The following is a 13,070-nucleotide window of genomic DNA, read 5'->3' on the forward strand; positions in this document are numbered from 1 at the left end:
AGACTTCCATTCAATAAATGGAAGTCTATTTTTTAAACGTTTTCCAATCAAGTTCACTTTCATTTAGAAGCTCTTCAAAACTTTTATTTGCTTCTTTTTTCTTTCTTTCTTCAAGGCGCTTCTGCTTTTCTTGCTCCAGACGTTCGGCCTCACTTTGTTTTAGTTCAGATTTTTTTGAACGAAGTTTAGCCAATACATCTTCGTTTAGCTGTTTACTTAGTGTTCCTTCTCTTTCTTCTTTTTTACTCATACGGCTTCGCCTTCTTTCACATCTTTTGGAGAGATAATCGGATTAAGAATCCCGTCAGGACTTGAAAGGCGGAAGCTGTTTTTAATGAAATCCAGTTTCATATCGGGCTTAAAGAAAGTGGCTTGTTGATGATCAATGATCACTTTGTATTCTGCATTTACCACCAAGTTATCTGTATTCAGAATTTGATCGGTAAACCGAATGGTGGGCAGCCCATTCACTCCACATCCGCACCCCTCTGTATCATAATAGAGCCTGATAATTGGGCGACCAGGATCTTTCATATCTTCAAGCTTCTTTTTGGCCTCATCTGTTATACGCAACTTCATTATCGATCCCTCCTAACACTATCATAAAAAAATGATTCCCCTAAGGCAATTCCCTTGCTCATTTCGGCCGGATGTTTTACATCAAAGCAGCTCTAATGACAGTGTAATTTCTACGACTAATGCTAAAAGCGACGACCTAATCATTTTTCATTCTCCAATATTAACAGGCTGTCATTCTTTTTTGAACTACCCCCCACTTACTCGCTGACGCTCCTTGAAGTTGGGGGATTCCTAAGAGCACGAACCTAACTAACGGTTCGTTCAAATGATTAGGCTAGCCCCGTCGCACCGACGGTTGGAAGGATTCTTTTAATTTCCTTCAATATATTGAAACTCGCTTTTAGATCGCGGTCGTGGCAGGAGCCGCAATTGGGGCAGTCCCACGTTCGAACAGCTAGATTCTTCACCTCATTGTTTTGGTATCCGCACTTGGAACACAGCTGAGAACTCGGCAAAAACTATTGATAAGAATACCAATTGTTTTCCGTACCATTCGGCTTTGTATTCGAGCAGAGGGGAACATCGACCAGCTCGCCTCACGAATCGATTTGGATCGTTTTCGATCCCCTTCGGGAAAGGATACGTTGAGCTTTTGCTAGTTTCTTTTCGGTCGTACGTAGGTATCGTGGGTTTTCATAGGTGGTGCCATTCGAGAGAACAGCGAAGTCTTTCAATCCTAGATCAAAGCCAACATAGGCGTTGGATTTAGGAAGTTCCTGAATATCTGTTTTAACAAGAATCGATATAGAATATTTTGGTCGGATGGCGGCGAACCGTCGCACTCAAGATGCGGCCTTTCACTTCAAGACTCTTGGCAAATCTCTCAAGCCTCAGCTTAGGCAGCTTGATTTTGCGATCCTGGATTGCAATATTTCCGTCGGTCTTCGACACGGCGCTTGAAGAGGGAGTCTTCTGCTGATGAATGATAAATGGGCAAAAATGCAGGGTGCCGTTAAAGCACCGACACCCACTGGAAAGTTAAAAACATTATTTTTTATTGAATTGGCGTTCCATTGCTTTTTCCAGAAAAGCAGGGGCGAAAGAATACATTTTACTACCTGAATTCATCCAGCCTGGCATGTTAATCTCTCTCTGTTTAGAGAATAAGTGATCAACTACCTTAGCCGCTACTTTATTTGGATCCAGCATAAATCGATCTACTGCTTTTTCATAGCCTCCTGTAGGGTCTGCCTGATTAAAGAAATTCGTACGTACGGGCCCAAGGTTCACAGACGTCACATAAACTCCCTGGCTTTCCACTTCCATACGGAGACCATTGGTAAAACCTATGACGGCATGTTTGGTAGCTGCATATACAGAGGACTTTGGAGTCGCTATTTTGCCAGCTTGAGAAGCTATATTTATTATGTGTCCTCTCCCTTGCTGCAGGAAATGAGGGAGCAATTGATGAGTAGTTCGAAATAGGGATTTTACGTTGATGGAAAGCATTCGATCGATATCCTGCCACTTTGCTTCTGAAACTAGATCGAAAACAGCCATCCCTGCATTGTTTATCAATCCATCAATTGATCCGTGATCATAGCAGATTTGATCAATAACATCTTTCCATTCGGCATCGTTAGATAAATCAGCTTTGTACCAATAACAAGGTACGGAAAAGGCGGCTTCTATTTTTTCTTTTATAATGGCAAGGCGATCGGCAGACCTAGCAACTAAAATAGGTGTACCACCTTCACGTGCCACATGTATAGCTAAATATTTACCAATTCCACTTGAAGCTCCCGTTATTAAAACTTTTTTACCTTTAACCAATTCATTCATATAACCATCACCTGTTTACATAATAATATTTTTGTTCACCTGAATATTCGGCGATCACTGCTCTTTTGTTTTCTAAGTAATCCAACTGGCCTATCGTTTCAGACATCGTCAGGCCAAACTGACTTTCTATATGTTTGGGAAACAAAAGCCTGCATACATCATATGCACATAATCTCTCTTCTTCAAACATATTCAGGACTTTCAGTGCACGCTCTTCCTGCTTTTTAAGACGCTGAATGATTAGTTCATCTGTGTTCTGAAACGTCTTCCCGTGGCCCGGATAAACCATTTGAATATTTTTATCCAATAATTTCTCCATAGAAGCCCGGTATTGCAGAAGGGGACGTGGACGATCTTTCTCCATCCCGTAAGGAGGTTCTAACAACGGATTGGAAGAGATGTGAGCAAGCAGATGATCACCGCCAATGAAGGATCCATCAGCCTGTCGATAAAACGAGATATGGCTCTGAGCATGTCCAGGGGTTTCTATTGTTACCCATTCCTCGTGCCCTGGAATCCTGTCTCCTTCCAAAAGTTCAAATGTCAGTGTGCCTTCTGCGCTCCATTTCAAGGGCTTACGAAGAGACTTGAGCAATCCTAAATATTGCTCCGGCACCCCCGATTCTTTATACATTCGGTAAAAAAATTCCTCATATCTCAAAAAGAAAGCTTCTTCTCTTTCAAGCCATGGTTTTAACTTGGGATGAGCAGCAACAGTGCTCAGATTAGGAAAATGTTCGATCAATCCCATATGATCCGGGTGGTGGTGGGTTAGTACAATCTGATCTATATCACGGGGGCTGTAACCCAGTTCTTTTAACTGAATTATTAATTCATTCCAGGCAGCATCGGTTTTCACTCCTGCATCTACCAGAGTGAGTCGATCGCCTTTCAGCAAGTAAAGGTGTACGTCTCCCACTGCATAAGGGGTTGGGAGTGTTATTTGATAAATAGCATCTTTTAAGGTTTTCATTCGGAAATCCTCCAAACTGAATGAACATTCATTTTATAACCATTGTAGCACGCTTTCGTGATAGTTTCCTGCTGATTTCAAAAATATCTCTACTATTTTTTTAATTTATAATATTCTTTCTAGTGAAACATTTTCAAGAAGTCTTCAAATCCATGTCTCCAGCTATTATACTTTAACGCGTTATTGTAAAATTATTAGCCTTGTTAATTTAAGGAGGAAACTCATGGAACACCAAGAAAATAGAAGTCGTACCGTACGTATACTGGACTGGATTGAACGTGTGGGAAACAAACTGCCCCACCCGGTAACGTTATTTGCTATATTTGCTTTTCTTGTCATACTAGCTTCCTGGATCTTTTCAACTATTGGTATTCAAGTAAAAGATCCTGCAACTGGAGATACTCTTGAAGTTACCAATTTATTATCTAGCGAAGGAATCAAATACATTTTTGAAAGTATGGTAGAGAACTTTGTAGGATTCGCTCCACTTGGAACCGTTCTAGTTACAATGCTGGGAATCGGAGTGGCTGAAAGATCCGGTCTTATCAGCGCAATGCTAAGAGGGCTGGTGACCTCTGTGCCACGTTCTTTCATGACAGCTGCTCTTGTATTTGGAGGCATCATGTCAAGTATGGCTGCAGACGCAGGTTACGTAGTGCTTACGCCGCTTGGTGCTGTTCTATTTGCCGGGTTAGGCCGTCATCCTTTAGCTGGATTAGCTGCAGCTTTTGCCGGTGTATCTGCCGGGTTCAGCGCTAACTTGCTTCTTACTTCGCTGGATCCCTTACTCGGTGAGTTAACAAAGGAGGCCGCCAAAACCATTGACCCTGCCTATGCAGAAAATATTCTTTACACTATGAACTATTATTTTATGATTGTGTCTGTTTTTGTGCTAACTCTTGTTGGAACACTTATAACGGATAAACTCGTTGAACCAAGACTTGGAACTTACCAAGGCGGAGTGAAAGAAGAGGTCAATTATGTAACGAAACTTGAAAAGAAAGGAATGCTTGGAGCACTTCTGGCGCTCATCATCACAATAGCACTACTGTCTCTCCTTGTAGTCCCTTCTTGGGGTCCGATGAGAAATCCTGACGACTTTCTTGCCTCCCCTTTCTTCCATAGTCTTGTACCTATTATCCTGCTCATTTTCTTTATTCCTGGTTTGGTCTATGGAAAGATAACAAAAGAAATTAAAAATGATAAAGATGTCGCCAATCAAATGTCAGATACAATGGCGACCATGGGAATGTATATTGTTCTTGCTTTTACAGCAGGGCAATTTGTTGCGTATTTCACGCATACCAATATGGGGAAAGTAATCGCTGTAAGTGGAGCTGAATTCCTGGATGCTATTGGTTTGAATGGAATTGGTTTGATTATCGCGTTCATATTCGTGGCGGCTTTCATAAACCTGTTTATAGGAAGCTCTTCCGCAAAATGGGCCATTATGGCACCGGTTTTTGTTCCATTAATGATGCAGCTTGGCTACTCACCTGAGCTGACTACTCTAGCGTACAGAATTGCCGATTCAACTACGAATATCATTTCACCATTGATGCCATATTTCGCCATAGTAATTGCGTTTGCTCAAAAGTACGATAAAAATGTAGGAATCGGAACTTTGATTTCGACCATGCTCCCTTATTCCATTGGTTTCTTTATTATTTGGGTCGTTATGCTATTCATTTGGATGCTGACTGGATATCCGATTGGTCCAGATGCCGGCTTCTTTTATGAACCGAACAATTAACATTACAAATGGCCGGATGCCTGACAGCATCCAGCCATTTTTATGATTTAAAAAAATGATGGATTGTTTCCGTTAAGATCTCTGGAAGCTTATCAAAACTGTAGGTTAGTTCAAGTCGTTCTGTCCACTGGTGGGCGTCTCTGCCACGTGGCCCAATATTTATGATAGGCATCGTAATGGTTTCCATAATTTTAGCAGGCAATTCATACCCTTTTCCTTGTATAGGCATCTGATTAAGTAAATGATCAATGGAAGATTTCATAGACACCGGTCCAATAAAGCTCAAATCAGAAAGCCCTGTGAAATATTCCACTTCAGTCAGCTTCACTCCAAATTTGTTGCGAGCTGTCTCGATAGCCTTTTTCGCACCGCTTTGGATAAGCGGGTCATGTTGAGAAGACACCGATGGATAGAAAGGAGGGCTGTAGAATAAAACAATCATTGGACTGATATCTTTACATAGTGAAGCAAGATTTTGCACAAGACTCGTAGAAAAATCACGGTCTCCTTCATCCCGTTGATTAATCAGGCGGTTTTGCCGACGCTCCACTTCCCTCGTCCCATACCGTTCAACCGCTTCTTTGTATAATTGTTCGTAGGTCAGGATCTGAATTTCCGGTGAAAAATTCGACGTTTGCGTGCCTTCTAAATAAAAAGAGGCCTGGTGATGGTAATGATTAATGATTTTAGCACGGGCACGCTGGGCAGCCAGTAACAATTTTTCGTTCAACTGTTCAATGGTCTGCTTCATATATAAGACATTATACATTGCTACAGCTGACTGTGGCGTTTGAACGGAATAATGATGCTTCAAGTCACGCTGCATTAGACTAATAGGAGGAGGTGTTCTTTCCCCATCGACCTGTTCAATAAAAGTTTCGTTCAACTCCATCTCCTGTGCAATATAGCTGACCATCAAGTTAGCATTCAGACCAGCAAAAGGCTCGCCGGCATGAGTTTCTTTCCCGTAGCAGAAGAAACCGGGGAGTGTCTTCCCAATTGATCCCGTATATAGATAATTAGCTGGATCACCTGGATATTTGCTAAACATTGGTTCTCCATTGATGGCTGTTTTATAAATCAGATTTTCTTTATCTTTTATCTCTGCAAGAGCCGGCAAAGCGGCTAGCATTCCTTCCGAATTGACTTCTTCATCAGGTACAGCTACAAGCAGTAAATTTCCATCAAACTCCCCTTCCATTGCTTTTTCCAACATTGAAAGGTGCAGGGTTAATCCTGCTTTCATATCCATAATTCCGCGGCCGAATAACCAGTCTCCTGTCAATAAATCCTTTGCGGCATCTTTAGGCAGCACGCTAGGGTTTTTATGAAGCTCCTGTGTTAATTCTTTGGGATAAAAAGCCAAATTCTGCCAGGATCCATAATCTTCGACACCAACCACATCTGCGTGGGCAATGAGAACAATTGTATCTTTTGCTTCTCCTTGTTTTACAAGGGCAGTTAACAACTGTCGTCCGTCATCCAAAGGGTGAAGGTTTAAGTGTTCAGGATGATCCTGATAATATTTACGATCTTCTAAAATATAATATAAGTATTCAATAATTGCGATCTCCGCATTACTCCCTGTAATACTTGGATATTCTACTAATGAACATAGTAGATCGGTTAACTGTTCTTTTGTCTGCCACTGTCCCATGTTTTACACTCCTTATTGACTTTTTCTGGTTTTTCGAACACAATCAAACTCAAGGTCCAACCTGAATAAGAGGTGAACTTTATGAATACAACACTTATCTACGCTCACCGGGGAGCAAGCTCCCTTGCACCGGAAAATACGATGGCCGCTTTTGAATTAGCTCGCTCCGCTCAAGCTGAAGGGATTGAAACAGACATTCAGTTAACGAAGGATCAAATTCCAGTGCTTATTCATGATGAAAACTTACGCAGAACAACAAACGGCACGGGATTTGTACAGGATTATACATATACAGAACTGCGCCTGCTTGATGCTGGAAGCTGGTTTTCCCCAGAATTTTCTGATTGTTATATTGTAACATTAGACGAATTCCTTCGATGGTTCAAGGAGCAGCCTATGTTTCTTAATGCAGAATTAAAAACAAATGTAATTGAATATAAAGATATTGAAAGAATCGTTTATGAAGCTTTAAAGAAATATAATGTAGTCGAACGGACCGTTATTTCCAGTTTTAATTCGGACACCCTTATCCGTATGAAGCAGATTAACCCTTCCATTAAAACGGCTTTTCTAACCTCTACGAAGATGATTAATCTCCCGGACTATGCAAAGTCTTTAGGAGCAGATGCTCTTCATGTTAAGCACCGATTATTAGATAAAAAATTAGTCAAAAGCTGTCAAAAAGAAAAGTTAAATCTGCGGGTTTATACAGTCAATCGCCCTTCTCATATGAAGAAATGTTATCAATTAGGGATTGATGGTATTTTTACTGATTTTCCCCATCAGGCACTGGAATATCGAAAGCTTATTCTTAACAACAGGAAAGGGTTCTTCTAATGTTCTGGTTATTAACATTGATCTTCGTATTCTGGACGATAATCCTTGTCGATTTTCAAAAGGGGTTTAAAACTCTGCCTTCAATTGACCATCTGCCCTTCAAAGATGAAAAATCACTAATATCCATTATTATTGCGGCTAAAGATGAGGAAAAATCCATTAAACAGACTGTCGAAACTCTTCTGGAGCAAAAATACGTGAATCTTGAAATCCTGGCCGTCAATGATCGATCTACTGACTCGACTGGCTCTATTATTGAAAACCTCGCTGATCAGCATGCAAATGTCCACGCTATCACGATTGAGAGCTTACCATCCGGATGGCTGGGTAAGAACCATGCCCTCCATATAGGAGCGCAACAGTCTAAGGGAACCTACTTATTATTTACCGATGCGGACATCTACTTCCATGAAAATGTGGTCTCCAAAGCTGTCACCTATTTAAAAAATGAAAACCTGGATCATTTAACCGCTGCCCCCAATCTCAGGGCCGGTTCTTTTTTTCTAAAAGGGTTAATTTCGTTCTTCCTTTTTGGATTTGGATATTTAAAACGGCCCTGGACAGCTAATCACCCCTCCCAAAAAGGGGGGATGGGGGTAGGTGCTTTTCAACTTCTGACTAAAGCATGTTATGAAGGAATTGGGGGTCACCATGCGATTCGTTTCAGACCGGATGACGATCTAGCCATGGGTCTGCGCATTAAAAAAGCAGGCTACAGACAGAACCTGGTGACCGCATTACGAAGCTTATCTGTGGAGTGGTACCCTGACCTTCCTTCTGCTTTTAAGGGTTTCGAAAAAAACGCGTTTGCCGGTTTGAATTATTCCGTTTTGTTTGCTCTGCTAGCCATCGCAGGTGTATTTACTTCTCAAATTCTTCCGTTTATCACCATTTGGAGCAGCCATCTTCCACTTCAAATAGTTAGTGCTTTTATCATCGGTTTGTTATTTTATTTATATGCGTTAACCACGCGGCACCTTACTACATATTCCAAATGGATTGTCTTAGGACTGCCCATTTTCGCCGTGTTATTTATTTATATGCTCTCTAGAGCACTGGTTCTGACTTTTCTTCGTGGCGGTATTGAGTGGCGTGGTAGTCGCTATTCATTAAAGGAGCTTAAGAAATATTATCGTAACTCTAAGGAGGAATAGTTTTGAAACATTTATTATTTTCACCCTATACCATAAAAAATGTAACCTTGAAAAATAGGATAGTCATGTCCCCTATGTGTATGTACTCTTCACATAATCAGGATGGACATACTCAGCCTTTTCACTTAGCCCATTATGAAAGCCGGGCTGCCGGCCAAGTTGGTCTTGTTATGACTGAAGCAACGTCGGTGACTCCTGAAGGACGAATTTCACATGAAGACCTTGGAATTTGGTCTGATGATCATACTGAAGGTCTATCTACTCTGACTGAATCCATTCACCGTCATGGGGCAAAGGCAGGAATCCAGCTTGCTCATGCAGGGCGGAAAGCTAATTTGCATAGTGACATATATGCTCCAAGCGCTGCACCCTTTAACGAGTCCCTAAAAACACCTGTGGAGATGGATGAACAGAAAATCAGTTCTACGGTTCAATCTTTCAAAGAAGGTGCACAACGTGCAAAAGAGGCAGGGTTTGATATTATTGAGCTCCACGGAGCGCATGGATATTTAATTAACCAGTTTTTGTCTCCTCTCACCAATTTCAGGAAGGATAAATATGGTGGTTCTCGTGAGAAACGTTATAGATTTTTATCCGAAATTATTGATGCTGTACGAGATACATGGACAGGACCATTGTTCGTTAGAATTTCCGGAGCAGAATATCATGAAAATGGAAATAAAATGGAGGATTTTATCTACTTTGCTGAAAAAATGAAAGCTCAAGGTGTCAATTTGATTGATGTGAGCTCTGGAGGAGTTGTACCCGCACCTATCGAGCCCTACCCAGGTTATCAAGTTAAATATGCCGAGAAGATAAGATTTGAAGCAGGAATTGCCACCGGAGCGGTGGGGCTGATTACAAGTGGTAATCAGGCAGAAGAAATCTTACGAAATGAACGAGCTGATCTCATCTTTCTAGCTCGTTCGTTGTTAAAGAACCCTTACTGGCCAAAACAAGCAGCAGATGAACTTGGATACAAACTTGAAGGACCTAGACAATATAACAGAGCGTGGTGAATCATTTGATATCAGCAGAATCTTGTGCCCCTGATTCATGCAAAGCTTGAGAAAACTATTTTATTAAATAACTTGGATTCGTGAATCTAAGTAAAAACGCGCCTATAATCTGAGGATTACTCAGGGAAAATTTATAAAGCTTTAAAAATAGCCTCTCACTATATTGTATGATATCCATAAGTAACATTTCTCTGATAGTAAGTGTTTTAATAGGCTTCAGGTGGTATGATGTGATTAGTAGGAGGGAGTTCTAATGGAACTATTTTTTTTAGGTACAGGGTCCGGAGTTCCGTCAAAGGAAAGAAATGTTTCTTCCCTCGCCCTCCGCATGTTGGAAGAACGTGGAACTACTTGGATATTTGATTGCGGAGAAGGAACACAGCAACAGATCTTACATACAAATCTAAGACCAAGAAGGATTGAGGTAATATTTATAACTCACCTTCACGGTGATCATATTTACGGGCTACCCGGCCTGCTGAGCAGCCGTTCTTTCCAGGGGGGCGAAACTCCTGTAACCGTTTACGGCCCGAGAGGATTAAAAGAGTATATCGACATTAGTCTACAGATTAGCGGCACACATTTACGCTATCCTCTTCATGTTGAGGAAGTTGAAGAAGGCATGCTATTTGAAGACGAGCAGTTTGTAGTCGAAGCTGTGTCTTTGCAGCATGGGCTGGAAAGCTATGGTTATATTTTAAGTGAAAAAGACAAAATTGGAGAGCTTATGCCATCTAAACTTAAAGAGAGGGGTCTTGAACCCGGACCTATCTATCAATTAATTAAGAGTCAATCTCAAACACGGTTGGAAAATGGAGAGATCATTTATAGAAAAGATGTTTTAGGACCTCCCAAAAAAGGTAGAAAAATATCAATTCTGGGAGACACTCGCTATATCCCTAGTTTAAAATATAAAGTTAAAGATTCAGATGTACTTGTTCATGAAGCTACTTTTGCAAGCGATGAAAATCAGATGGCTTACGATTACTTTCACTCCACGGTACACCAGGCCGCTACTCTTGCAAAAGAGGCTAATGTAAGAGAGCTTATTCTTAATCATATCTCCTCCCGCTATCAGGGGAGCTCGTTGAAGCAGCTTGAAACGGAAGCAAGAGCTATATTTGCACATACGCAAATAGCGTATGATTTTTTTCAGTACCCTATTACACGTAATACGTGAAGGAGGAAATTGTCATGCAAACCATTGTTCAACAGCAAAAGCGCTGGTACGACGAAGGTCACACGAAAAGTTATCAGTTCCGGAAAGATCAGCTTCTACGCATAAAGAAAATGATTGGAACATTTGAAAAACCAATCATCGAAGCACTAAAATTTGATTTAAACAAGTCTGAATTCGAAGCGTACGTCTCTGAAATAGCTTTTTTAAAAAGTGAAATAGACCATCATGTGAAACACTTGAAACAATGGATGGCACCTCAAAAGGTCAAAGCACCCTTAACCCATAAAGGTTCTAAAAATATGATTTATAAAGAGCCTTATGGAACGGTTCTGGTTATTGCCCCCTGGAATTATCCATTCCAACTGGCTCTTGCTCCAGTGCTTGGAGCTATTGCGGCGGGTAATACTGTTATCATTAAGCCGTCTGAACTTACTCCGACGGTTTCATGGGTCATAAAAAAAATGGTAGAACAGTACTTTTCACCTAACTATATTGCCGTAGTTGAAGGGGATAAAGAAGTGACGCAGGAACTAATGGAACAGCCGCTTGATTACATTTTTTTCACAGGAAGTGTACCTGTTGGAAGAAAAATTATGGAGAAAGCCAGTAACCAGCTGATTCCCGTAACGTTAGAACTGGGTGGTAAGAGTCCGGCGATTATTAATAAGGACGCTGCTATTGACCTTGCTGCCAAGCGAATCGTGTGGGGGAAATTTACTAACGCTGGCCAAACGTGTATTGCTCCTGATTACTTGCTAGTCCATCATGAAGTAAAGGCACCACTAATTCAGGCTATGAAAAAGTATATCCATGAATTTTACGGGGATCGGCCTTTGGAGAATCCGGATTATGTAAAAATCGTGAACGACCAGCACTTCGAGCGAATTTCTTCCTATCTAACTGCAGGAACGGTGGTTTCCGGAGGTTCTTTAGATGAAAAGCGTCAAATGATTGAACCTACTATTCTGGATCAGGTAAATTGGTCTGACCCTGTCATGCAGGATGAAATATTCGGTCCAATTCTTCCGATTTTGACGTTTGATCATTTATCCGAAGTGATCAGCCAAGTGAATAATCGTCCAAAGCCATTAGCTCTTTATTACTTTGGGGAAAGCGAAACAGATCAGGAAGAAATTATGACCTCCATTCCATTCGGAGGTGGCTGTATTAATGATACCCTATACCATATCTTAAACCCCCACCTTCCTTTTGGAGGAGTAGGAGAGAGTGGAATGGGAAGCTATCACGGACAAGCAAGCTTTGACACCTTTACCCATTTGAAGAGTATCACGAAACAAACGACTAAGTTTGACCAAAAATTCAGGTACCCTGGCTCCTCTTTTGGATTAACTATCATCAAGAAGGTTCTAGGATAAGTATAGAAAGATCAAGAGCGGCTAGTTAAGGTCACGCTCTTGATCTTTTTTTGTTTGATACCTTACATTAAAAAGATGGAAGATTATCTAAATTATTGTCGAGTTCCCCATCTGGCTGACTACGCAGATGATCTTCTCCATCTTTACCTCGAATCAGATTCACATTCTCCAGTTCACCATTTCTAGCCATTTGATGAGCCTCGTGATAGTCTACAATTCTGCCTGATGATAACTTCATTTCCACAATACTTCCCTCTCCATTTTTCCTCACTGCGATGATTTGTTCCGCCATGTCATGACCTCCTTTTTTTTAGTATGTATCCATTCTATTGAATTATAAGGATTAAACGTTTAAAGGGTATAAATAATGAAATTATAGTTTAAATTAAAGATAAAAAATAGGAGGAAAAACCTTGCCCCTCAATCAATTTGAACACGTGAAGGCACATTTAGCCCATGCTAAGCAAGCAGTTGAACGTATGCAGGAGAGTCAAACCGGGTTTGCAGAAGCACAGCAGCAGGTGAAGATTGCCGAAGAAGCTCTTAATGAATTCATGCATACTCCTGACCTAATTTCTGAGACCGATCAGAAAGAAATTCAGCGGGCTAGCGATTTGCTGCGCCTAATTGTAGAAACTTATCAAGCTTCTAACTAAACATTTATACCACTGTGCTGAGCAGTGGTATATTTACATAACTTTCCTTATCCTTATTACATAACCCTTTACGACACTGAATATATTTAGGACAAGCCATTCAA

At 40.9% G+C, this 13,070-nt stretch carries 13 protein-coding genes and 1 pseudogene; 7 read left to right on the forward strand and 7 right to left on the reverse strand.

The window, feature by feature from the left end; all coding sequences use genetic code 11:
- Positions 1-25: 25 nt before the first annotated feature.
- The 5 genes and pseudogenes from LCM11_RS02545 to LCM11_RS02565 all read right to left on the reverse strand — a co-directional run bounded on the left by LCM11_RS02545 (position 26) and on the right by LCM11_RS02565 (position 3,334).
- Positions 26-250: a YqkE family protein gene (locus LCM11_RS02545; protein WP_224892703.1), complete on the reverse strand. Its 225-nt coding sequence runs from the start codon at positions 248-250 to the stop codon at positions 26-28.
- Positions 247-579 carry an iron-sulfur cluster biosynthesis family protein gene (locus LCM11_RS02550; protein ID WP_224892704.1) on the reverse strand — a complete coding sequence of 111 codons (333 nt, stop codon included), beginning with the start codon at positions 577-579 and terminating at the stop codon, positions 247-249. The genes LCM11_RS02545 and LCM11_RS02550 overlap by 4 nt, the downstream gene beginning before the upstream one ends.
- A 269-nt stretch (positions 580-848) precedes the next feature.
- Positions 849-1,479 (reverse strand): annotated as a pseudogene (locus tag LCM11_RS02555) (zinc ribbon domain-containing protein); the annotation flags it as partial.
- An 87-nt stretch (positions 1,480-1,566) separates the two neighbouring features.
- The gene (locus LCM11_RS02560) at positions 1,567-2,361 is read right to left on the reverse strand and encodes an SDR family NAD(P)-dependent oxidoreductase (RefSeq protein ID WP_224892705.1); all 795 of its coding nucleotides are present in this window, start codon (positions 2,359-2,361) and stop codon (positions 1,567-1,569) included.
- Positions 2,362-2,368: 7 nt separating this feature from the next.
- Positions 2,369-3,334, reverse strand: coding sequence for an MBL fold metallo-hydrolase (locus LCM11_RS02565; protein WP_224892706.1), 966 nt, complete (start codon positions 3,332-3,334; stop codon positions 2,369-2,371).
- Between the two features lie 223 nt (positions 3,335-3,557).
- Between LCM11_RS02565 and LCM11_RS02570 the strand changes: the two genes are divergently transcribed.
- Positions 3,558-5,087 (forward strand): AbgT family transporter, encoded by a 1,530-nt coding sequence (locus tag LCM11_RS02570; protein WP_224892707.1) that lies wholly within the window; start codon positions 3,558-3,560, stop codon positions 5,085-5,087.
- Positions 5,088-5,127: 40 nt separating this feature from the next.
- On the opposite strand, the gene LCM11_RS02575 is transcribed toward LCM11_RS02570, so the two are convergent.
- On the reverse strand, positions 5,128-6,744 hold the full coding sequence (locus LCM11_RS02575) for a M20/M25/M40 family metallo-hydrolase (RefSeq protein WP_224892708.1): 1,617 nt from the start codon (positions 6,742-6,744) through the stop codon (positions 5,128-5,130).
- Positions 6,745-6,825: 81 nt separating this feature from the next.
- On the opposite strand from LCM11_RS02575, the gene LCM11_RS02580 reads away from it, so the two are divergent.
- The 5 genes from LCM11_RS02580 to LCM11_RS02600 all read left to right on the forward strand — a co-directional run bounded on the left by LCM11_RS02580 (position 6,826) and on the right by LCM11_RS02600 (position 12,310).
- Complete coding sequence (locus tag LCM11_RS02580; RefSeq protein ID WP_224892709.1) at positions 6,826-7,581, forward strand: glycerophosphodiester phosphodiesterase; 756 nt, start codon at positions 6,826-6,828, stop codon at positions 7,579-7,581.
- Positions 7,581-8,735 (forward strand): glycosyltransferase, encoded by a 1,155-nt coding sequence (locus LCM11_RS02585; RefSeq protein WP_224892710.1) that lies wholly within the window; start codon positions 7,581-7,583, stop codon positions 8,733-8,735. The genes LCM11_RS02580 and LCM11_RS02585 overlap by 1 nt, the downstream gene beginning before the upstream one ends.
- Positions 8,736-8,737: 2 nt before the next feature.
- Positions 8,738-9,754 carry an NADPH dehydrogenase NamA gene (gene namA / locus LCM11_RS02590; RefSeq protein WP_224892711.1) on the forward strand — a complete coding sequence of 339 codons (1,017 nt, stop codon included), beginning with the start codon at positions 8,738-8,740 and terminating at the stop codon, positions 9,752-9,754.
- Between the two features lie 253 nt (positions 9,755-10,007).
- The gene (gene rnz / locus LCM11_RS02595; RefSeq protein ID WP_224892712.1) at positions 10,008-10,934 is read left to right on the forward strand and encodes a ribonuclease Z; all 927 of its coding nucleotides are present in this window, start codon (positions 10,008-10,010) and stop codon (positions 10,932-10,934) included.
- A 14-nt stretch (positions 10,935-10,948) separates the two neighbouring features.
- A complete protein-coding gene (locus LCM11_RS02600; protein ID WP_224892713.1) occupies positions 10,949-12,310 on the forward strand; it encodes an aldehyde dehydrogenase in 1,362 nt (453 codons plus the stop codon).
- Between the two features lie 67 nt (positions 12,311-12,377).
- Here the strand turns inward: LCM11_RS02600 and LCM11_RS02605 are convergent, their stop codons facing one another.
- Entirely contained in the window at positions 12,378-12,602 is a 225-nt protein-coding gene (locus LCM11_RS02605; protein ID WP_224892714.1) for a DUF3892 domain-containing protein, read from the reverse strand.
- 121 nt (positions 12,603-12,723) lie between these two features.
- Between LCM11_RS02605 and LCM11_RS02610 the strand changes: the two genes are divergently transcribed.
- Positions 12,724-12,966, forward strand: coding sequence for a hypothetical protein (locus LCM11_RS02610; RefSeq protein WP_224892715.1), 243 nt, complete (start codon positions 12,724-12,726; stop codon positions 12,964-12,966).
- Positions 12,967-13,070: the final 104 nt, after the last annotated feature.

The sequence above is a fragment of the Halobacillus halophilus genome (genome assembly GCF_020171985.1).
Lineage (GTDB): Bacteria > Bacillota > Bacilli > Bacillales > Halobacillaceae > Halobacillus > Halobacillus halophilus_A.

Coding starts and splice junctions, on each gene's coding strand:
- LCM11_RS02545 (WP_224892703.1), bottom strand. CDS start 250: ATGAGTAAAAAAGAAGAAAGAGAAGGAACACTAAGTAAACAGCTAAAC.
- LCM11_RS02550 (WP_224892704.1), bottom strand. CDS start 579: ATGAAGTTGCGTATAACAGATGAGGCCAAAAAGAAGCTTGAAGATATG.
- LCM11_RS02560 (WP_224892705.1), bottom strand. CDS start 2,361: ATGAATGAATTGGTTAAAGGTAAAAAAGTTTTAATAACGGGAGCTTCA.
- LCM11_RS02565 (WP_224892706.1), bottom strand. CDS start 3,334: ATGAAAACCTTAAAAGATGCTATTTATCAAATAACACTCCCAACCCCT.
- LCM11_RS02570 (WP_224892707.1), top strand. CDS start 3,558: ATGGAACACCAAGAAAATAGAAGTCGTACCGTACGTATACTGGACTGG.
- LCM11_RS02575 (WP_224892708.1), bottom strand. CDS start 6,744: ATGGGACAGTGGCAGACAAAAGAACAGTTAACCGATCTACTATGTTCA.
- LCM11_RS02580 (WP_224892709.1), top strand. CDS start 6,826: ATGAATACAACACTTATCTACGCTCACCGGGGAGCAAGCTCCCTTGCA.
- LCM11_RS02585 (WP_224892710.1), top strand. CDS start 7,581: ATGTTCTGGTTATTAACATTGATCTTCGTATTCTGGACGATAATCCTT.
- rnz (WP_224892712.1), top strand. CDS start 10,008: ATGGAACTATTTTTTTTAGGTACAGGGTCCGGAGTTCCGTCAAAGGAA.
- LCM11_RS02600 (WP_224892713.1), top strand. CDS start 10,949: ATGCAAACCATTGTTCAACAGCAAAAGCGCTGGTACGACGAAGGTCAC.
- LCM11_RS02605 (WP_224892714.1), bottom strand. CDS start 12,602: ATGGCGGAACAAATCATCGCAGTGAGGAAAAATGGAGAGGGAAGTATT.